At 60.9% G+C, this 18,562-nt stretch carries 19 protein-coding genes; 3 read left to right on the top strand and 16 right to left on the bottom strand.

Features of this window, described 5'->3' with window-relative positions:
- Nucleotides 1-12: 12 nt before the first annotated feature.
- The 3 genes from K1W69_RS19915 to K1W69_RS19905 are packed head-to-tail and all read right to left on the bottom strand — an operon-like array spanning nucleotide 13 to nucleotide 4,425.
- Nucleotides 13-1,167 (bottom strand): DSD1 family PLP-dependent enzyme, encoded by a 1,155-nt coding sequence (locus tag K1W69_RS19915; protein ID WP_220230201.1) that lies wholly within the window; start codon nucleotides 1,165-1,167, stop codon nucleotides 13-15.
- Between the two features lie 40 nt (nucleotides 1,168-1,207).
- Nucleotides 1,208-2,686, bottom strand: a complete 1,479-nt coding sequence (locus tag K1W69_RS19910) for an NAD-dependent succinate-semialdehyde dehydrogenase (protein WP_220230200.1) — start codon at nucleotides 2,684-2,686, stop codon at nucleotides 1,208-1,210.
- A complete protein-coding gene (locus tag K1W69_RS19905; protein WP_220230199.1) occupies nucleotides 2,683-4,425 on the bottom strand; it encodes a GMC family oxidoreductase in 1,743 nt (580 codons plus the stop codon). Before K1W69_RS19905 ends, K1W69_RS19910 begins: the two co-directional genes overlap by 4 nt.
- Nucleotides 4,426-4,653: 228 nt before the next feature.
- On the opposite strand from K1W69_RS19905, the gene K1W69_RS19900 reads away from it, so the two are divergent.
- Complete coding sequence (locus tag K1W69_RS19900; protein WP_220230198.1) at nucleotides 4,654-5,460, top strand: IclR family transcriptional regulator domain-containing protein; 807 nt, start codon at nucleotides 4,654-4,656, stop codon at nucleotides 5,458-5,460.
- A gap of 17 nt (nucleotides 5,461-5,477) precedes the next feature.
- On the opposite strand, the gene K1W69_RS19895 is transcribed toward K1W69_RS19900, so the two are convergent.
- The 13 genes from K1W69_RS19895 to K1W69_RS19840 form a co-directional block, all read right to left on the bottom strand.
- The gene (locus tag K1W69_RS19895; RefSeq protein ID WP_220230197.1) at nucleotides 5,478-6,287 is read right to left on the bottom strand and encodes a carbohydrate ABC transporter permease; all 810 of its coding nucleotides are present in this window, start codon (nucleotides 6,285-6,287) and stop codon (nucleotides 5,478-5,480) included.
- The gene (locus tag K1W69_RS19890; protein ID WP_220230582.1) at nucleotides 6,284-7,189 is read right to left on the bottom strand and encodes a carbohydrate ABC transporter permease; all 906 of its coding nucleotides are present in this window, start codon (nucleotides 7,187-7,189) and stop codon (nucleotides 6,284-6,286) included. Before K1W69_RS19890 ends, K1W69_RS19895 begins: the two co-directional genes overlap by 4 nt.
- Before the next feature lie 48 nt (nucleotides 7,190-7,237).
- Complete coding sequence (locus K1W69_RS19885) at nucleotides 7,238-8,500, bottom strand: ABC transporter substrate-binding protein (protein ID WP_220230196.1); 1,263 nt, start codon at nucleotides 8,498-8,500, stop codon at nucleotides 7,238-7,240.
- A 12-nt stretch (nucleotides 8,501-8,512) separates the two neighbouring features.
- Nucleotides 8,513-9,613 carry an ABC transporter ATP-binding protein gene (locus K1W69_RS19880; protein ID WP_220230195.1) on the bottom strand — a complete coding sequence of 367 codons (1,101 nt, stop codon included), beginning with the start codon at nucleotides 9,611-9,613 and terminating at the stop codon, nucleotides 8,513-8,515.
- A 1-nt stretch (nucleotide 9,614) separates the two neighbouring features.
- On the bottom strand, nucleotides 9,615-10,379 hold the full coding sequence (locus K1W69_RS19875; RefSeq protein WP_220230194.1) for a DeoR/GlpR family DNA-binding transcription regulator: 765 nt from the start codon (nucleotides 10,377-10,379) through the stop codon (nucleotides 9,615-9,617).
- A 107-nt stretch (nucleotides 10,380-10,486) separates the two neighbouring features.
- Nucleotides 10,487-12,154: an ABC transporter permease subunit gene (locus K1W69_RS19870; protein ID WP_220230193.1), complete on the bottom strand. Its 1,668-nt coding sequence runs from the start codon at nucleotides 12,152-12,154 to the stop codon at nucleotides 10,487-10,489.
- Nucleotides 12,151-13,146, bottom strand: a complete 996-nt coding sequence (locus K1W69_RS19865; RefSeq protein ID WP_220230192.1) for an ABC transporter ATP-binding protein — start codon at nucleotides 13,144-13,146, stop codon at nucleotides 12,151-12,153. The genes K1W69_RS19870 and K1W69_RS19865 overlap by 4 nt, the downstream gene beginning before the upstream one ends.
- Before the next feature lie 46 nt (nucleotides 13,147-13,192).
- A complete protein-coding gene (locus K1W69_RS27145; protein ID WP_258571226.1) occupies nucleotides 13,193-13,828 on the bottom strand; it encodes an extracellular solute-binding protein in 636 nt (211 codons plus the stop codon).
- Nucleotides 13,737-14,240 carry a type 2 periplasmic-binding domain-containing protein gene (locus K1W69_RS27140; protein ID WP_258571225.1) on the bottom strand — a complete coding sequence of 168 codons (504 nt, stop codon included), beginning with the start codon at nucleotides 14,238-14,240 and terminating at the stop codon, nucleotides 13,737-13,739. The genes K1W69_RS27145 and K1W69_RS27140 overlap by 92 nt, the downstream gene beginning before the upstream one ends.
- A 314-nt stretch (nucleotides 14,241-14,554) precedes the next feature.
- Nucleotides 14,555-14,896, bottom strand: coding sequence for a hypothetical protein (locus K1W69_RS19855; protein WP_220230191.1), 342 nt, complete (start codon nucleotides 14,894-14,896; stop codon nucleotides 14,555-14,557).
- 197 nt (nucleotides 14,897-15,093) lie between these two features.
- On the bottom strand, nucleotides 15,094-15,594 hold the full coding sequence (locus K1W69_RS19850) for a YHS domain-containing (seleno)protein (protein ID WP_220230190.1): 501 nt from the start codon (nucleotides 15,592-15,594) through the stop codon (nucleotides 15,094-15,096).
- Nucleotides 15,595-15,716: 122 nt separating this feature from the next.
- Nucleotides 15,717-16,328 (bottom strand): pyridoxamine 5'-phosphate oxidase family protein, encoded by a 612-nt coding sequence (locus K1W69_RS19845; RefSeq protein WP_220230189.1) that lies wholly within the window; start codon nucleotides 16,326-16,328, stop codon nucleotides 15,717-15,719.
- 3 nt (nucleotides 16,329-16,331) lie between these two features.
- On the bottom strand, nucleotides 16,332-16,793 hold the full coding sequence (locus K1W69_RS19840; RefSeq protein ID WP_220230188.1) for a nuclear transport factor 2 family protein: 462 nt from the start codon (nucleotides 16,791-16,793) through the stop codon (nucleotides 16,332-16,334).
- Between the two features lie 123 nt (nucleotides 16,794-16,916).
- On the opposite strand from K1W69_RS19840, the gene K1W69_RS19835 reads away from it, so the two are divergent.
- Both K1W69_RS19835 and K1W69_RS19830 read left to right on the top strand, forming a co-directional pair.
- Nucleotides 16,917-17,795 (top strand): LysR family transcriptional regulator, encoded by an 879-nt coding sequence (locus K1W69_RS19835; RefSeq protein WP_220230581.1) that lies wholly within the window; start codon nucleotides 16,917-16,919, stop codon nucleotides 17,793-17,795.
- 142 nt (nucleotides 17,796-17,937) lie between these two features.
- The gene (locus K1W69_RS19830) at nucleotides 17,938-18,429 is read left to right on the top strand and encodes a hypothetical protein (protein ID WP_220230187.1); all 492 of its coding nucleotides are present in this window, start codon (nucleotides 17,938-17,940) and stop codon (nucleotides 18,427-18,429) included.
- Nucleotides 18,430-18,562 lie beyond the last annotated feature (133 nt).

Genomic DNA, 18,562 nt, shown 5'->3' with positions numbered 1-18,562 from the left:
CTTTCATCGCGTTCACCAGCTGCAGCCGCGCGCTTCTATCGGCCAGATGTCGACCAGCGTGTCGCCGCGCACGATGTGATAGAAATCATAAAGATTTACGGTTGGGTCGCAGTGCGGCGTGACGCAGGTCAGGACATCGCCCGCCGTCAGGTCTTTCTCCCCTGCAGGCAGATGCACCCAGCCGTGTTCGTCCCCCAGAAACTTGTATTCAGTCTCGCGGGAGGCGCCGGAGAAGACCTTCGGGCTCGGGCCGTCCATCGCGAAGGATTTGTAGCCGGCGTCCGTGGTCGCCCTGCCCTCGACGTTCGCGCTGATCACCGTTGTCTGGACGAACAGCGAGGTCGCAAACGGCCCTGCCGTCTGGTCTGGTCTTGTCACTGCGTTGTATTCCACGTCCATGAAGATGTATGAGCCGACCTGGTATTCGTTAAAGACGTCCGCCTCCAGGTCGATATCGTAGGAGCCCGTGCCGCTGCCGGATGAAATCGGCAGTTCCCCGAAAGCCTCGAACATTGCTGCCTTCGTGTCGCCGATCCCCTTGAGGGAGCGTTTCGCCTCGAAGGCGCGTTTTTCCGGGTTTTCGATATGCTGAACGTAGCCGGCATAGCACTGTATCCCGGAAAGCGTGACGCCGGGCTTCGACGTTATATACTTGCCAAGATCGACCGCCGCCGCCGTGTCGCGTGCGCCGGTGCGATTGTTGCCGATGCCGATGTCGACGATCACCGGAACGTCGACGCCGGCTTCGGTCGCCGCAGCGGAAATCAGGTCCACGGCAAGCCTGCTGTCGACCGCAAAGATGAGTTCCTTCAGATCCGGAAGCAATCCGACCAGTCTGCGAACCTTGTAGGCGTCGACGACAGGCGAGGTCAGCAACAGGCTCGGCACGCCCGCTTCGGCGAGCCTGATCGCCTCTCCCGGCTTGGCGCAGCATACGCCGAGCGCTCCGAGCTCGATCTGCTTTTTGGCTATGGTTGCGCATTTATGCGTCTTCGCATGCGGCCGGAGGTTCTGCGGCCGCCCGGAGAAGATGTCGGCCATCGTACGCATATTCCTCTCCATCACGTCGAGATCGATGACGAGCGACGGAGTCGCGAGTTGCGCGCGCGATCCCTCAATGCCGATCAATCGCTGGTTCGGGCCGAGATCCTCAGCGGTATTCCCCATAAATTCGGTTCCTTCTCATGTTAATTGCAAGGCCCGGACGCTAGCGCGCAATAGCCCGTTTCGTCATTTTCTTCTGCAGAAATTCCTCGAGGGCGCCCGGCCCCCCTTCGCGGCCGATCCCGCTGGCCTTCACACCGCCGAAAGGCGTGTCGGCTCCGGCAAGCGCCAGATTGTTGACGCCCACCATGCCGGTGTCGAGACCATCGGCGGCCTGTTCGGCCAAGGCCTGGTCGTTGCACAGGATGTAGCCGCCCAGCCCGTATTCGACGTCATTGGCCATGGCGACGACATCGTCTGTGTCGCCGAACGCCACAATCGGCGCGATCGGCGCAAAGGGCTCCTCCTTCATGATCCGGCTGGTCGGCGCGACATTGGAGAGAACCGTGGGTTCGAAAAAGAAGCCGGTGTTCCGGGCGCCGGGCCTTCGGCCGCCGCAATGCAGGATCGCGCCTTGATCAAGAGCGTCCCTGACCAGCTCTTCCGCCGCATCGAGACGCGACCGGTTGACGAGCGGGCCCATCGTCGTTTCGCTGTCGGTTCCGGGGCCGAGTTTGAGGGATTTCGCGAATGCGACGAGCTCTCCGGTGAATTCATCCGCAATGCGCTCGTGCACGAAAAAGCGGCTTGGCGACACGCACGCCTGTCCGGCGTTGCGAAACTTGACCGCGCCGGCCAGGGAGGCTGCCTCTTTCGGCGAGAAATCGGGATAAACGATGACCGGCGCATGTCCGCCGAGTTCCAGCGTCATGCGTTTCAGCGATGCGGCTGCCATCGGCGCCAGCAATTTGCCGACCCGCGTCGAGCCGGTAAAGGACATGGCCTTTACTTCAGGCGCAGCCAGCCAGTTCCTGGAGACTTCTGACGGCTCGCCGAACACCATGTTGAGCACGCCTGCAGGCAGTCCCGCGTCGTGCAGCGCCTGGACAATCAGCATTGCGATGCCGGGCGCCTCCTCGGAGGGTTTGAGAACCACAGTGCATCCGGCGGCCAGCGCATAGGCTACCTTGGCGGCGATCTGGAGCGCCGGAAAATTCCACGGCGTGAAAGTTGCGACCACGCCGACGGGAAGATGTTCCACGGTGGTGATCGTGCCGGCCGGGCGCGCCGGCACGATCTGACCCGTCAGGCGGGTCGCCTCTTCGGCCGCCCAGTCGAAATGATCGGCGGCCATTCCGATTTCACGCACCGCTTCCGCAACAGGCTTGCCCTGTTCGAGACTGAAAACAGACGCGTGCGCCGAAGCGTTCTCGCGCAGCAGCCGCGCTGTCGTCTTCAGAAGCGCGGCCCTGTCCCAGGCGTGGCTCCGGCGCCACGTTTCGAATGCGCGGGACGCTGCACTCACGGCTTTCTCAAGATCCGCCTCGCGCGCGAGCGGAATGCGTCCGATCACGTCCTCGCTGGCGGGATCGACCACGTCGAGGAGCCGGGCCTCATCCGGAAACTCCCACTTTCCGTCCAGATAAAAGCCGCACGCTGCGTAAAGCTGCTCATTGGGCGTCGCGATTTCGATTCGGTTCATGAGGATAGCCTTTTGTTCTTGACGTGATCGCTGATCTTTTCCGCCATCATGATGGATGTCAGATTTGTGTTGGCGCTGACGATGGACGGCATCGCCGAGGCGTCCACGACCCGCAGCGCATCGACGCCGATGACGCGGCAATCGCTGTCCAGCACCGCGTCGGGGTCTTCGCGCGCGCCTATTCTGCAGGTTCCGCAGGCATGCCATCCGTGGGTGACGTTGCCGCGGACCCAGTCGACAAGCCGGTTTTCGTTTGAAATCAGCGCTGAGAGATCACCCTGGGGCGCTATGATGTGGTCCGTGACGAGCCGTCGGGAAAAGTCGCTCGAATCGATCAGGGCCGCGCCGACGCCGGCGAGCAGCCTGTTCATCGGCGTTGATTTTCCGAGCCGGCGTTCGCGATCCGTATAACTCGCCGCGAACGGCGCCGGAGCGACCGCGCGCAAAGCTTCGTGGCGATACAGTTCGGCGATGAACTTCACCGCGCTCACCAGCCTCGTCAGGTCTCGCTGGTCGTCGAGAAGATTGAGGTCGACGATCGGCTCCCCGTGCGGGTTTCGGCTGTCGAGCCTTGCAGAACCGCGCGAATAGGATTTGTTCACCCAGGCTATCAGCGCGGCGTATTGCTTTCCGATGCTGTGCCAGGCGACCTGATTGGCGCAAAGCAGGTACATGTCCCCTGCCGAGCACCCGTGCAAGCCAGAACTGTAGCGCGCTCCCAGCAACAGGTGCCTGCGCATTCGGGCTGACAATCGCGCCGACGGCACGATGTAGGAGGCGATCCCGACCGTCGGATGGTCCTGCAGATTGGTTCCGACGCCCGGCCGATTGACGCGGATTTCCAGTCCCGCGTTGGACAACATGCTGGCCTCACCGACGCCGGATCGCATGAGCAGCGTCGGTGTGTGCAGGGCGCCGCAGCAAAGGAAGACCTCATCCGCCGTGTGCATCAGTGAGACGTTGTCAAGCCGCGCGACGACGCCCGTCGCCCGACCGCTGTCGATTTCGATCCGCTCGGCGTGCGCATTGCACCTGATGGACAGGTTGGGTCGGCTTCGGACTTCTGAATCGAGATATGCGGCGGCGACCGACACGCGCTGATCATCCCGATTATTGATCGGCATCGGGTAGACGCCAATCTCAGAACCGTCGTTGTGATCTTCGCCATACAGAATACCGGCGTTTTCGATGGCGCGACAGGCGGCTTCGGAGAAACCCGGCCATTCGGCGCGCGGAATGCGGCGCACCGGAAGCCTGCCTTCCGATCCATGTCCGGACCCGCTCATGTCCAGATCACGCTCCAGTTTCCTGAAATAGGGAGCGACGTCTTCCCAGGCCCAGCCAAGCGCGCCAAGGGATTTCCAGTCGTCGAAATCGGAGGGGAGCGCCCGGATGGCCATCATGCCGTTGATGCTGGAACTGCCGCCCATGATACGGCCCTGTTCATAGGCCTTGCTTCCGGCAGCTTCGCCGAGCGCGCCGTTCGCCACCCTCAAACCAGGCCAGTGGTAGGCGGCGTTGTAGTAGGCGTGGTGCGGATAGCTGTCGAGAATGTCAGCCGGCACATGGCCGGGCTTCGTGTCCGGACCGGCTTCGAGCAACAGAACCCTCTTGGTGTGATCTTCCGACAGCCGGCTCGCCAGGACGCAACCGGCCGATCCTGCTCCGACGACAATGTAGTCGAAGTGATCGCCTTTCGCCGCATCGGCGGCGGGAGGGGTCGTGTTGCGATCCGGCATCCGGACAGCGCTCCAAATTAGATGTTCACTATGCGAACAAATGTTCGTATGATGAACATTATGATTTTTCTCATGGAGTTGTCAACATTGCAGTCGCAAAAACGCCAGCCGGGTGATTACGATCGATTTTTCGTATAACTGGACGTCGCTCGCGAATCCGTTCGGGGCGATTGGCGACGCTGCGCGGCGATGAACGACTGGCGTAGTTTGTTGGATGGAGGCGTCAGAATGGCGGAACCAAAGCAGGACCAGAAGGAATGGGTGCGCTCTCTGGAGCGCGGCCTTCACATACTCGAGGCGTTCGACGGCGGGCCGAACGGCATGACTCTGTCCGAGGCCGCAAAGCGCACCGGGCTTTCGCGCGCGACGGCCCGCAGGCTCCTCCATACGCTGACGGGGATGGGCTATCTAAAGTCAGACGGCAACCTGTTCGTTCTACAGCCACGCATCCTCACGCTCAGCCATGCGTTTCTTTCCTCCGTTGCAGTCACCGACCTGATGATGCCGCACATGGAGCAGGTCATAGAGGGCTCGTTGCATGTCTCGTCGTCAGCCTCGGTGCTCGACGACACAGATGTCATTTTCGTGTGCGGCGTGCCGGCGAAAGGCTTCGTGCGCACGTCCATGACAGTCGGGCTTCAGTTTCCGGCGCCACTGACTGCGACCGGCCGCGCAATGATGGCGCAGATGCCGGCCAAGGAAATGGAGGACATTCTGGAGCGCAGCGCGCTCACGCAACTGACGCCAAGGACGATCATCGACAGAAAGCAGCTTCACGACATCATCACGGAAGCGACGAAAATCGGCTATGCGACGAATGACGGCGGCCTCGACCTGACGATCAAGAGCGTTGCGGTGCCGGTCTTCAGCCGCGACAACCACTGTTTCGCCTCGATCAGCATCAGCTGCCACAATATGGATATCGAGCTTGATGAACTCGTCGAGCAATTCCTGCCGCGTCTCAGATCGGCGGCCGACAGCATCTCCAGAAGCTACCCCACATCAGTCATGACGAAGAAAACCAAGGCGGTCTGAGCAGGCGCCGCATCGTCCTACTTGATCCCCGCCCTGAGGAACGCCTGGACGAACTGGCGCTGGAAAACCAGGAACAGGATCAAGAGCGGCGCGATCACCATGATCGTCGCGGCGGAAATCACCGAAATATCCACTCCGTTCTCCGGCGCGGCGAAAATCGACAGCCCCACCGTCAGCGGCCGCGTCGTGTCGGAATTCGTCACGATCAGCGGCCACAGGAAATTGTTCCAGTGGGTGGCGATCGAGACGAGCGCATAGGCGAGATAGGTTGACCGGGCGGCCGGCACGTAGACGCGCCACAGCACGCCCAGCGTGCTGCAGCCCTCGACCCTTGCCGCCTCGTCAAGTTCCTTCGGTACGGATTTGAAGGTCTGCCGCATCAGGAAAATGCCGAATGCGGACGCCATGTAGGGCGCGCCGATGCCGAGAATGCTGTCGAGCAGGCCCAGTTGCGCTGCGACCGCGTAGTTTTCGACGATCAGCACCTCGGGCAGGATGAAAAGTTGCAAGAGCACGAGCACGAAAATCACGTCCTTGCCGGGTATCTCGACCTGCGCGAAGGCGAAACCAGCCAGGGTGCAAAGGAAAAACTGCCCTGCCAGCACGCTGGTGACCAGCAGGAAGGTATTGAGGAAATAGCGCAGCCATGGCGCGCCGTCCCAGGCGGTCCGGAAATTCTCCAGCGTCCAGGGCGCGGCCAGATTGAAGTTGATTGCATCGGTCGGCGCGTGGAACGCCGCCCATCCGGCGAACATCAGCGGAGAGATCCAGACCATCGCCACGAGCAGCGCAAGCGCCGCCTCGGCATGTCTTGCAAGCGCGCTCATTGATAGTGGATCCTTCTGTCGAGCAGCCGAAACTGCAGCGCCGCTACAGCTCCGAGCACGATCAGCACAATGACGGTCATCGCCGCGGCGGCGGGCGCATCGAAGAAAGCGAAGGCGCTCTCCCAGATATAATAGAGGATCAGCTTGGTGCTATTGGAAGGCCCACCCTTCGTCAGGATAAAGAGATGGTCGATCAGCTTCACCGAATTTATCAGCGCGTTCACCAGCACGAAGAGCGTGGTCGGCATCAGGAGCGGCAACACAACGCGGCGCGTATAGGTCCAGCGGCTCGCGCCTTCGATTTCAGCCGCCTCGCGAAGGTCTTCGGGTATGGTCTGGAGCGCTGCGAGGTAGAAGATCATGAAGAAACCGGATTCCTTCCAGACAGTCACCGCGCAGACCGCCCACAGCGCCGTTCCCGGCTGGCCGAGCCAGTTGACCGACGGCGCGCCGAACAACGACAGGATCTGGTCGAGCACGCCGAACCCGGGCGTATAGAAGAACAGCCAGAGGTTCGCCGCCGCGATCATCGGCAGCACCGTCGGCGTAAAATAGGCAGAACGCACAAAACCGCGCGCGGGAATTTTCGAATTCGCCCAGAGCGCCATGACAAGCGCGATGGCGATCGAAATCGGGATCGTCACCGCGGCGTAGAGAATATTGTTGAGCGCCACTTCGCGAAACGTCGGGTCCTCGAACAACCGCGCGTAATTCTCCAGCCCCACGAATTCCGAGGGGTTACGGCGCGTGCCGCGGCTGAACAGGCTCGTCCAGACGGTGGCGATCGAGGGATAGAAGGCGAACGCCGTCAGCATCACCAGCGTCGGCGTCAGAAGAAGCCAGCCGTGGATTGCCCGACGGCGGCGTTCGGAATGATAAAAATCGGTGGCGTTTGCGGTCATTGTCATTGGTTGGACGCGCCGGACCTCGCCCGGCGCGTCCTCGTTCGATCAGCGATAGTTGGACAGCAGGCGGTCGGCCGACTGCTGCGCTTCGCCGAGCGCTTCCTCGGCGGATTTTTCACCGGTCAGCGTCGCCTGGATCGCGTTGTTGAGACCTTCACGCACGCGGGCGGTCTCGAAGGTCGAGAATTCCGCAACGGCGTGTTCAAGCTGGTCGCGCGCAACGAGCGCCGGCGGGAATTCCGCCGTATAGGCCTTCAGCGCTTCCGTTTCGTAAGCCGCCGGAGAAACGCCCATATAGCCGGTCGCGATCGACCATTTGGCGGCCTGTTCAGGGGAAGTCATGAACTTGATCAGTTCGAGAGCGGCCTTGCGCTCCTCTTCAGAAGCGTCCTTGAAAATGTAGAAATTGCCGCCGCCGGTCGGCGAGCCGAGGCGTTCGTTGCCTGGCAGCATGGCGACGCCAAAATCGAACTCGGCGTTGTTCTTCACCGCCGTCAGGTTGCCGGTTGAATGCCACATCATCGCCGTCTCGCCTTCAAGGAAGGCCTGACGCAGGGTGCCCCATTCAACCGTTCCTTCCGGCATCACGCCGTGTTCGGTCGACAGCGACTTCCAGAAGTCCAGCGTCTCGACAACCTTCTCGTCGTCGAACTTGGTGGTCAGGCCGTCGTCCGACATCAGTTCCTTGCCGTTCTGGATCGCGAGCGCCTGGAACATCCAGTAGGGATAGCCGGTGGACGGGATCATCAGTCCATAGTGGTCGTCATTGGTCAGCGCCTTGCCGGTTTCCACCAGTTCGTCCCAGGTCTTGGGCGGATTTTCCGGATCGAGGCCTGCCTCGCGGAACATGTCCTTGTTGTAGTAGGCGACGATGGTCGAGCGCTGGAACGGAACGCCCCAGGTCTGTCCCTCGATGGTTCCGTTGGCCATCAGCGCCGGATAGAAGCTGTCCAGCCAGGCCTTTTCCTCATCGCTTGTGACGACCTCGTCGAATGGCAGGATCAGGTCCTGCTCGATCAGGTCGTAGGCGTCGATGGAGAACATCACGGCCAGTTGCGCCGGATCTCCGGAATTCAGCGCCGCAAGCGCCTTGATGCGCGTGTCGTCGTAGTTGCCGGCGTAAATCGCTTCCACGGAGATGTCCGGGTTCTGCTCCTCGAACTCGGCGACGATGCCGTCGACAACCGCGGTCAGCGGTCCGCCTACGGCGATCGGGTAATACATGGTAAGTTCGGTCTCGGCCTGGGCCGGATTGACAATTGCGGTGGTCGCGGCGAGCATTGCCGCGGCAGTGGTATAGCGAAGCATGGTCTCTTCCTTTCAGTCGGTCACAGATTGTGGATGATGTGCCGTGTGGCTATCACGGGGCTCCGTTTGGCGATGGCTCGCCCCGCAATTCTGCTGCGGGTCCTTTTTGTTTCGCCCTGTGTCGGCGTCAAAAAGGACCCGGTGTTTGGCTGGTAACGTCAATTCGATGGTCTGACCCGGGCGCCAGTCGGCGTGTCCCGTGGCCGAGACGATCAGGCCGCGCGCCGCGTCGTGATCGACAACAATATGCGTCTCCGCTCCCAGATATTCGACCTCTCGGACGAGGCCGATCAGGTCGGCCTTTCCCTCCGTTGCAACGGACAGGTGTTCAGGTCGTATGCCGACCCATGTATCGGGCGCGCCCAGCGCCGCGCCGTCGACCATGGCCATGGGCGGTTCGCCGACAAATTCCGCCGCGAATATGGTTTCGGGCGCAGCATATAGGGCCTGCGGCGAGCCGATCTGCTCCACCCTCCCCTCGCGCATCAGCACGATCGTGTCCGAAAGCGACATCGCCTCGGTCTGGTCATGCGTGACGTAAATCACTGTCAGTCCCAGCCGGCGCTGCAGGGCCTTTATATCCCGGCGCACGGAGTGACGCAGCTTCGCGTCCAGGTTCGACAAGGGTTCGTCCATCAGGCACAGCGGATGCCCGGAGACCACCGCGCGGGCCAGCGCCACCCGTTGTCGCTGGCCGCCGGAAAGCTGCGAGGGTTTGCGCCGCTCCAGCCCCTCCAAGCCCAGCATCGCCGTCGCCTCGGCCAATTTGGCCTCCCGCTCGCGCGCTGGCGCCCGTCGCACCCGCATGCCGAACAGCACGTTCTCGCGAACGGTCAGGTGCGGGAAGAGCGCATAGGACTGGAAAACCATCGACAATCCGCGCCTTGAGGCCTGCACATGGGTCTCGTCACGGCCGGAAATATGCACCGTTCCGCTCTGCGGCGTCTCCAGCCCGGCGATGATCCGCAGCAAGGTCGACTTGCCACACCCGGAAGGGCCGAGAATCGAGACGAAATCGCCTTTGCCCACCTCCAGCGAAACATCTGCAACGCCGCCCCGGCCGTGCCATTGGCGGGTCACGTTGCGCAACGCGACAAAGGGAGCGCCCTGCATGTCAGGCCTCCGCCATCGCGGCGACAACGAGCCGGTCGGCGATCGGCTCCAGAAGCGCCGCATAGGGTTCGCCGGGGCGCGCATCGATAACCACGTTGTCGGCGTCGCCGAGACGTCCTCCGGCTGCGGCGGCCCGGCGCCCGAACTTGCTCTTGTCCGCGACAAGAACCGATTTGCGGCTGTTCGCCCTGATCTGTTCCCGGATGCTCACCTCGGCCAGATGGAAATCGAACAAAGAGCCCTCCTTGTCGATACCCCCCACGCCATAGATGCCGAAATCGGCCTGGTGCGATCCGAACAGATCCATCGACGCCTCGTTCAGAAAATCCCCGTCCGGCAGACGCATCTCGCCGCCGGGAAGAAAAATCCGGTTCGTCGTGTTCTCGGAGAGCGCCATGGCGGCGTTCAGATTGTTGGTGACGACGGTCAGCGATTCCTTGCGTGACAGGGTGCGCGCGATAATGGCTGGCGTGCTGCCGATCGAAATGAACACCGTTGCCCCGTCGAAAACCATGTCGGCGACCGTCTCGGCGATGGCGCGCTTGGCGTCGTAGTTCAGCACGGAGCGCGCGCCGTAAGGCATATTCGCCGTGCCGTCCATGAACTCTGCGCCGCCGTGCAGGCGCCGCAGTTTGGCTTCCTCGCACAGCGCGTTCAGATCGCGGCGAATCGTATGGGCGGACACGCCAAGCTCGCCGGCCAGCCCGTCCACCGTAACCCGACCATGCCGCTGCGCCGCCGCAAGAATTGCCGACCGCCTGTCCATGGGTCCTCCACTGTTTTGCTCATATGAGCAAACCTTCGTGACAACCGGTTGACAGAAACAGCGCCGTCATGTGGAGGAAGCGTCAGAACATCGCCGGACCCTGGCGATCACCGCACCAGGCTGACGCCGCGAACGCCCACCAGTCGCAGAGCGAGCTGTGTGATGATGAGGAACGCGACGACCGTCGCCATGATGCAGACGGCGAAAGCCGCGGCCTGGTTCAGCGCGCCGCGGTCGTCGAGATAGAGAACCGAAACGGCGGCGAGCTGCGTCGACGGCGTTATCAGGAAGATCACCGCCGACAGCGTCACCATGGCGCGCATGAAGAAGAAGACGCCGACGGCCAGCACCGTCGGCCAGATCATCGGCAGCGTCACCCGCCACACTGTTCGAAGCTTCGTTGCGCCCAGCGTCGCGGAGGCCTCGTCGAAGGTCGAGCTGATCTGCTTGATGTTCGTCGTCGCGAGCAGGAAACCCTGGGCGTGGTAGTGATAGACGTTGCACAGCGCGATAATCAGGATCGTGTCGTAGATCCAGTAGACGGGCTGACCCGGCGTATTGAAGGCGAGGATGTAACCAAGCCCCAGCACCATGCCCGGCACCGCTGCGGGAAGGATCGCCAGGAAATACAGGATCCGGCTCGCCCGCATCGGGAAGGCGTGGTTGGCGTAGGCGGCCCCCGTGACGAAGAAGATCGACAACACTGCGGTCACAAGCGCCACATAGATGCTCGTCCACAGCGGCTGGATGCCGTTCTGGACGTCGAACTGGTAGTGGCGCAGCGAGAAACTGAGATTGTAGGGCCAGAGCCTGACGAAGCTGGCGTAGATGACGATCGCGACCAGCGACAGGATCGCCAGCGCCACGACCACCGAATAGACGAACCAGGCGGCGTCGCGCGCGCGGTTCGGCTGGACCACCAGGGGGATCGACTGGGAGGTGAGCGAGGCGAATTGCCGTCGCGCAATCCATTTCTCCCCGATCACGGCGAGCGCCGCCGGCAGCAACAGCAACACGCCGATGACGGCGCCCATCGAGAAGTTCGCCTGCCCCGAGACCTGATTGTAGATCTCGACCGCCAGAACCGAGTAGTTGCCGCCGATGACGACCGCGTTGCCGAAGTCGGTGATGACAATGGTGAAGACGACGAAGGCGGCCGACGCCAGTCCGTAGCGCGTCGCCGGCAGCGTCACCGTGCGGAATATCCGCCAAGCGCCTGCGCCCAGGCTGTCCGCCGATTCGTAGAGTCGCGCATCGGCCACGGCGAGCGCCGTTGACAAAATCAGGAAGGCGTGTGGAAAGGCGTATACCAGGTCAGAAATGAAGATGCCCCAGAACCCGTATATGTCGATCTCGGTGCCGAAGGTGCGATTGACGAACCCGTTGCGGCCGAGAAGGAACTGCAGGCCCAGCGCCTGCACGAGCGATGGTGAGAACACCGGCAACAGGGCGACGATCCTCAGAACGTTCCTGAAGGGCATCGTGGTGCGCTGGACCGCATAGGCGAACCCGTAAGCGAGCGCCAGCGTGGCCAGCGTCACGCTGATCCCGACTTCGAACGTGTTGCCGACGATCGTCACGAAACGCGCGTCGGCGAAGTAATGGACAAAGTTGCCGAAGCCGATGCTTCCGTCCGGCGTCACGAAGGAGTTCTTCAGGATCGCCCAGAGCGGAATCAGCACGAATGTGACAAGAAGCAGGATCGTCGCCATCACCGTGGCGACGCCGAACACACGGTCCGAGTCAAGCAGGCGCGACGTGCGTGAAACCGTCATGGCGATGATGCGGCGAGCCGCCTGACCCGGTCGGCGGGCAGATCGAATGTCACCGTGTCGCCAACCTGCATGCGCCTGCGCCGGCCATGCACCTCGATTTCGAGATCCTGCCCGCCCGCCTCGACGCCGAGCCGCATGGTGTTGCCCAGAAAAGCAACGTTGCGCACGGTTCCGCTATGCGCCCCGCCGTCGGCGACAACGATATGCTCGGGGCGAATCGCAAGCACCGTTTCGCCAGCGGTCTTATCGAGGCCGGCGCAAAGATCGGGCGAACTCAACATGTTGATGCGGCCGATGAATTCGCCGACAAAGCGCGTCGCCGGATCCCAGTAGAGTTCTTCCGCGCTGCCGACCTGTTCGATGCGGCCGCGATTGAGCGCCACGATCCTATCGGCCATCTCCATCGCCTCGTCCTGGTCGTGGGTGACCATGATCGTGGTGATGCCCAACCGCTTTTGCAGTTCGCTGATTTCGCCGCGCAGCGATTCACGCACCTTGGCGTCGAGCGCCGACAAGGGTTCGTCGAGAAGCAGGACGGCGGGTTCAGGAGCCAGAGCGCGCGCCAGCGCGACGCGCTGCTGCATGCCGCCTGACAGCTCGTGCGGATATTTACCGGCGTCCCTGCTCAGATGCACGAGTTCCAGCATCTCGGCCACGCGCGCCTCGATCTTCGCCTCCTGCCATTTTCTGCATTCCAGACCGTAGGCGATGTTCTTCGCCACCGTCATGTTGGGAAACAGCGAATAGGACTGAAAAACGACGCCGAAATTGCGCTTGCGCGCCGGCAGGCCTGCAAGGTCGGTCCCTTCGAGCAGCACTTCGCCGTCGTCCAGCGTCTCCAGGCCGGCGATCAGGCGTAAAAGGGTCGTCTTGCCGCACCCTGACGGGCCGAGAAAGCAGACGAATTCACCCTCGGTGAGGTCGAGATCAACGTGATCCACCGCCACCAGAGAGCCGAAGCGTTTGGTGACGCCGCGCAAGCTCAGGAACATGGCGATCCTCGATGGAAAGGCGGGGGCTGTGCGCCCCCGCTGGTTATCAGTTTTCGTAGCGCTTCTGCCATTCGGCGATGATGCGGTCGCGATTTTCCGCGGCCCAGCCGTAGTCGACTTCGAACAGAACGGTGGAGATGTCGTCCGGCAATCCCGCGCTGGTGAACTTCTCCGGCATGTCGCGACCCTGCATGGTCACGATCGACTTCCACTTGTTGTACTCGGCCTCGGCGTTCTTGGAGACGGTCCAGTCGAGGAACTTCCTGGCGTCTTCCTTGTTCTGCGAGGTCTTCATCAGCGCGTTGGCTTCCAGCTCGTGCCCGGCGCCCTCGCTCGGAATCACCATGGTGATCGGATAGCCTTCGTCGATGTTCTTGATGGCGCGCAGCGCAAATGAAATGCCGATGGTGTTTTCGCCGGCGCTCGCCGCGTTGCACGGCTTGGAGCCGGACTTGATGTACTGGTCCATGTTCTTGTCCAGCGCGTCGAGATAGGCCCAGCCCTCTTCCTCGCCCATCATCTGCAATATCGATGCGACATGCAGATAACCGGTGCCTGAACTCGCCGGGTTCGGCATCACAAGCTTGCCTTCATATTCCGGCTTGGTGAGGTCCTGCCATGACGACGGCATTGGCAGATCGTCCTTTGCCATCTCTTCGTTGTTGACGCAGAATGCGCCCATATACCCGGTGGTGGCGAACCAGTAGCCGTCTGTCGCGGAAACGCGCCGGCACCTTGTCGATGTCCGCCGGCGAATAGGGCTCGAGCATCTCCTTGATGCGGGGGTCGACCATTGACGTCGCCGCCCATCCCCAGATGACGTCGTGCTTTGGATTGTCCGCCTCGGCCAGCATGCGCGCCCTGAGATCGCCTGTCGAAAGACGCAACACGTCCACATTGACGTCCGGCAGATCCGCTTTCATGGCTTCCAGAAACGCCGCCAGTTCGTCTTCTTCATAGGAAGTATAGACAGTAATGTCGCCGGCCTTGGATATTCCCGGAACTGCGGCGACAAGCGTCGCGCCAACAAATACGCCGGCCGCCAACCGACCGATGCTTGTGCGTACGGAATTTGAAATACTGCTTCTGGCCATGGAATGTTCTCCCGTTCGAGGCTTGTTCCCGTTGTTATAAAACTGTCATATTTCTGTCACAAATGACTTATCCGAATTGGGACGGCGGTTCAAGCTGAGCAAACGACATGCACTTGGAGCCTTCCATCGATCCGGCTCCGCCATATGTCCTGCACAGCCCTGTATTCTCGGCTCAGGACCGAGTTAGGCAGTGCGTTGTCCACGGTTTGCGGCTTTCAATTAATTTGGGAAATGCGGCGTTTTTGCTCAGAGCCGCGATCCGGATTGTTGCGGAATGCCCGAAGCGCCGGCCATTCGGCGCTTCGGTCGAGTTATCAGAGGGCGCCTTCGTCGCCCATGAACATCAGCGATGCGCCCCGTCCGTCATTCGACACCAGGCAGCGCCACGGCGCGCCATTGGCGCCGACCCGCATGTACACTGCGCTGTTGGCCTGGGAAAACTCGGAACCAACCACCTGCACGGTTCCGTCCGTCTGCGCATCCAGCGCATCGCGGCAGGCGCTGACCGCCGCGTTGCTTACCGAAGCGTCCATGGTGGTGATGAACGGAGGCCCGGACGGCGAGGCCTGCATGGTTCCGCCGCCGGTGGTTTCAGTGCAGCCGGCAAGTGCCGCAATAGCAGCGACGCCAGTCAAGATCTTGATGATATAAGTCATATTCCTCCCGTTCCTTTTGTTCTTTTCAGTAAAAAAGGTATTTATGCAGAAAAATAAATATCTGGAAACAGTAGATCTAAAAATAAACTAATTACAACAGATCTTAATACTTAACATAGACAATGACCAGATGACACGGCGCGACGGCGGGCAAAGCCGCCGCCGTCCATGTCGCACGTGGTTCCAAATGTCAGGGATCATACGCCGCCATTGACTTCGGCGACCGGAAGATGATGCATGGCGGGCCAGTTCTTCTGAGCCTTGGCCAGCGTTCCAGCCTTGTCTTCCTTGTATTTTGCGAAGGCGACCGCGTTCAGGAAGACGTAAAGCTTGCCGTCGACGATGTCGGCGTAGCGCGGCGCGGCGTCCAGCTTCTTGCCGATGGCGACGCCGAAGGCGCAGAAGCCGCCATATTGCGGCATGTAGCGCTCGGGGTTCGCCTGAAACTGGCTCATCGTCTCTTCGGAAGAGAAGTAATAAGCCACGCCGTCGTGCTCGACAGTGTGTTTCGCATGGCCGGCAGCAACTTCCAGTCCGGTGGCCAGCGCCACCACGTCGTCGCCCCGCAAAGCGACGCCGGCGCCGCTCAGCGTAGTGCCCGTCGAGACATTGTATTCGTCTGCTCCGAAGGCCGGCGCGCCGGCCGATAAGACAGCTGCGAACGCCGTTGCTGTAATAATGTTTCTGATCGTGTTCATTGCATTTTCCTTTCATGATGCGTCGTCGTCGACGCAGGGTTGAGCCTCCTCTTGGCTGTCGAGGGAGGCGGCCGCCGGGTTCAGCGGATTCTTTGACGCGACGTTACGCCGCCGCGCTTGGTTCAGGATGTCGTTGGCGTTATTTGCGCCAGTCTGTTTTCGAGTTCCGCAATCCGCGCATCGCGGTGTGCGATCGCTTCGGCCGCAGCCGCGGCGTCCACGAGCACGGGTATGTGCGCTGGACAGTTGATGTCCCACGTCGCCACCTGGAACAGGATGGCGCGCTCCGCCCGACCGCCCGTCTCGGGCCGGAGGCGGGCGATCAGATCCGGATCGCTTTCAACAACCCGGGCCTTGCCCCAGAACTTCACGCGGTTGCGGGTCGCGTAATCCATCAGGAACAGGAAGGCCGCCGGGTTCTCCGACAGGTTCCCGAGGGTGATGTACTGCCGGTTGCCCGCGAGATCGGCGAAACCGATCGTCCGCTCGTCAAGCGCGCGCATGAAACCGGGCGGCCCTCCCCGATGCTGAATGTATGGCTGACCTTCCCGGTTGGCGGTGCCGAGAAATGCGCTGTTTCGCTGAGCAATAAAATCAATGATCTCCGGGGTCAGCCGATCGGGCCAGCGCCGCCGCTCCGTCATTCGCTGAATTGCCTCGCGGGAGCCGCGCGCCGACTGCTGCTTTCGGACGGCGTCCGAAAAGGCGATGTCTTCCGGGTGCAACCTGTCCATCGTTCAAAGCCCCAGTTCCGAAAGCGACGGATTGTCGTCGGGTCGACGACCCTGCGGCCAGTGAAACAGGCGGTCGCTTTCGGCGATCGGTCGGTCGTTGATGCTGGCGTGGCGCTCGGCCATCAGGCCATTGGCGTCGAACGCCCAGTTTTCGTTTCCATAGGCGCGGAACCAGCGACCCTGCGCATCATGCCATTCATAGGCGAACCGGACGCCGATGCGCTCACCCCCAAACGCCCACAACTCCTTGATCAGGCGATAGTCCTGTTCATGCGTCCATTTGCGTGTGAGAAACGCAACGATCTCGTCGCGACCGGTGATGAATTCGTCCCGGTTACGCCAGCGGCTGGCCGGGCTGTACGCCTGAGCGACCCTTTCGGGGTCGCGGCTGTTCCAGGCGTCTTCGGCAAGGCGCACCTTTTCCAGGGCGGTCTCGTAAGTGAAGGGTGGAAGTGGCGGGCGCATCGTATGGCTCCTTTTTGCAACGCTCGCCATGACGATAGAGGCTTCCATATTTCTACGGCAGATAGTAATATTGGCAACCACCCTTCCAGAAAGTGAGAGATCTTGACTGATCGCCTGCAAGCCATGTCGATCCTTTCTGCGGTCGTCGACGCCGGATCGATTTCCGCCGGAGCGCGCGCACTGCGCATGCCGCTCGCCACCGTCAGCCGTAGGGTGGCGGAACTCGAAACGGAGCTTGGCGCGGAATTGCTGCTGCGTTCGGCGCGTGGGCTGACGCTCACAGACACCGGCGCAGCCTATCTGGAGGCGGCGAGACGGATTCTCGAGGATGTCGCCGAAGCCGAGCGCATCGCCACCGGCGAGTTCAGCAGGCCGAAGGGCACGCTCGCGCTGACGGCTCCGATCGTGTTCGGGCGCCTGCACGTCCTCCCGGTCGTGACCGACTTCCTCAAGGCTCATCCCGACGTGGACGTGCGGCTGGAACAGACCGATCGTCCCGTCAGCCTGCACGAGGAAAATTTCGATCTGGCGGTCAGGATAGGCTCGCTTCCCGACAGCAGCCTCATGGCGCGTCGGCTGGGCTTTGTGCGGCAGGTCGTCTGCGCAAGCCCCGACTATCTCGAGCACAACGCAACGCCTGAACATCCCCGGGACCTGGCGGATCACGACTGTGTCACATTCGGCAATCTGATGTCGCCGAACGCCTGGCGTTTCGGTGAAGGACGCGAGGCGACTGGAGCCGCTATCCGCTCACGACTGGTCGTCAATACGGCGGAAGCAGCCATCGCCGCCGCGGAGGCCAGTCTCGGGATAACGCGAGTTCTTTCGTATCAGATCGCCGACGCGGTGAAACATGGGCGCCTGGTCAGGATACTCACATCGTTCGAGCCCGAACCGTGGCCGGTCAGTTTTGTATATCCACCGCGTAGCCTGGCCCCGCAGAAACTGCGCGCCTTCCTCAGTTTCGCGTCACCGAGGATCACAGAAGCATTGAACCGCTGAGGTCAGCTCTTTACCCTTCATCTGTCGGACCTAGTGTCCAATATCTGAAGTACGCCATAATTTGTAGCGCGCCTGTACTATCATCTAGTAATGGCGCGACGAAGGCACGCATATTGTTCCCACCTATCTTAGACTAGCAAAAGTGAAAATATCTCTTATCGTTAAACTTGCACGCGCGCCAAATTACATGCAAATTTACAAGATGAGATTGTTCTTTATAGCAATATTGTTGCTGTTTTCACTTCCTTCGTTTGCTCAAGAAATGAGGCCGCTGGCTGATGCGTTTCGAACTTCGGCGAAACCTTATCCATTTGTTCGGTGCGGTGGGCTTTACCAAGCCTTCTTGGAATGGACTGGCAAAGAGAGAATGGGAGCTGAAGTTTTCAATCTTTACGAAGCGTCAATGAAGGAATTTCTAGCGGCCGCTGTAATGCAGAGTATTCAGGACGGCATGACTGATAATCTCCAAGTCGCAATTGAATCAAACCTCAGAGATGCTCGTAATATTGCCGATCTCTACCTCTCCAGGTTTGAAAGGAATTATGCTGCTGTAGGGCAGGCGTTCGGTGAAGATCATTTGGTGAGTTCTGATATGATCTTCTGTATGGATTTAAGCCAAAAACCGACACGTTAGCCTGAATGAATACAGTTCTACGGCATTAATATAGATTCCGACGTAATTGGACGAAAAGCTGCTGTGTTTTATTAGTTGTTAGACTGGCAATCTTCCACGTTTGTTTGCACCAACTGATTTGTCTTGGCCGTTT

It is taken from the genome of Flavimaribacter sediminis (assembly GCF_019492055.1).
Lineage (GTDB): Bacteria > Pseudomonadota > Alphaproteobacteria > Rhizobiales > Rhizobiaceae > Flavimaribacter > Flavimaribacter sediminis.
This window is presented reverse-complemented; position numbering and strand designations above follow the sequence as displayed.

Coding starts and splice junctions, on each gene's coding strand:
- K1W69_RS19840 (WP_220230188.1), bottom strand. CDS start 16,793: ATGCGCCCGCCACTTCCACCCTTCACTTACGAGACCGCCCTGGAAAAG.
- K1W69_RS27140 (WP_258571225.1), bottom strand. CDS start 14,240: ATGGCCAGAAGCAGTATTTCAAATTCCGTACGCACAAGCATCGGTCGG.
- K1W69_RS19875 (WP_220230194.1), bottom strand. CDS start 10,379: ATGGACAGGCGGTCGGCAATTCTTGCGGCGGCGCAGCGGCATGGTCGG.
- K1W69_RS19865 (WP_220230192.1), bottom strand. CDS start 13,146: ATGTTCCTGAGCTTGCGCGGCGTCACCAAACGCTTCGGCTCTCTGGTG.
- K1W69_RS19905 (WP_220230199.1), bottom strand. CDS start 4,425: ATGCCGGATCGCAACACGACCCCTCCCGCCGCCGATGCGGCGAAAGGC.
- K1W69_RS19855 (WP_220230191.1), bottom strand. CDS start 14,896: ATGACTTATATCATCAAGATCTTGACTGGCGTCGCTGCTATTGCGGCA.
- K1W69_RS27145 (WP_258571226.1), bottom strand. CDS start 13,828: ATGGGCGCATTCTGCGTCAACAACGAAGAGATGGCAAAGGACGATCTG.
- K1W69_RS19910 (WP_220230200.1), bottom strand. CDS start 2,686: ATGAACCGAATCGAAATCGCGACGCCCAATGAGCAGCTTTACGCAGCG.
- K1W69_RS19845 (WP_220230189.1), bottom strand. CDS start 16,328: ATGGACAGGTTGCACCCGGAAGACATCGCCTTTTCGGACGCCGTCCGA.
- K1W69_RS19835 (WP_220230581.1), top strand. CDS start 16,917: ATGTCGATCCTTTCTGCGGTCGTCGACGCCGGATCGATTTCCGCCGGA.
- K1W69_RS19870 (WP_220230193.1), bottom strand. CDS start 12,154: ATGACGGTTTCACGCACGTCGCGCCTGCTTGACTCGGACCGTGTGTTC.
- K1W69_RS19850 (WP_220230190.1), bottom strand. CDS start 15,594: ATGAACACGATCAGAAACATTATTACAGCAACGGCGTTCGCAGCTGTC.
- K1W69_RS19880 (WP_220230195.1), bottom strand. CDS start 9,613: ATGCAGGGCGCTCCCTTTGTCGCGTTGCGCAACGTGACCCGCCAATGG.
- K1W69_RS19900 (WP_220230198.1), top strand. CDS start 4,654: ATGGCGGAACCAAAGCAGGACCAGAAGGAATGGGTGCGCTCTCTGGAG.
- K1W69_RS19890 (WP_220230582.1), bottom strand. CDS start 7,189: ATGACCGCAAACGCCACCGATTTTTATCATTCCGAACGCCGCCGTCGG.
- K1W69_RS19915 (WP_220230201.1), bottom strand. CDS start 1,167: ATGGGGAATACCGCTGAGGATCTCGGCCCGAACCAGCGATTGATCGGC.
- K1W69_RS19885 (WP_220230196.1), bottom strand. CDS start 8,500: ATGCTTCGCTATACCACTGCCGCGGCAATGCTCGCCGCGACCACCGCA.
- K1W69_RS19895 (WP_220230197.1), bottom strand. CDS start 6,287: ATGAGCGCGCTTGCAAGACATGCCGAGGCGGCGCTTGCGCTGCTCGTG.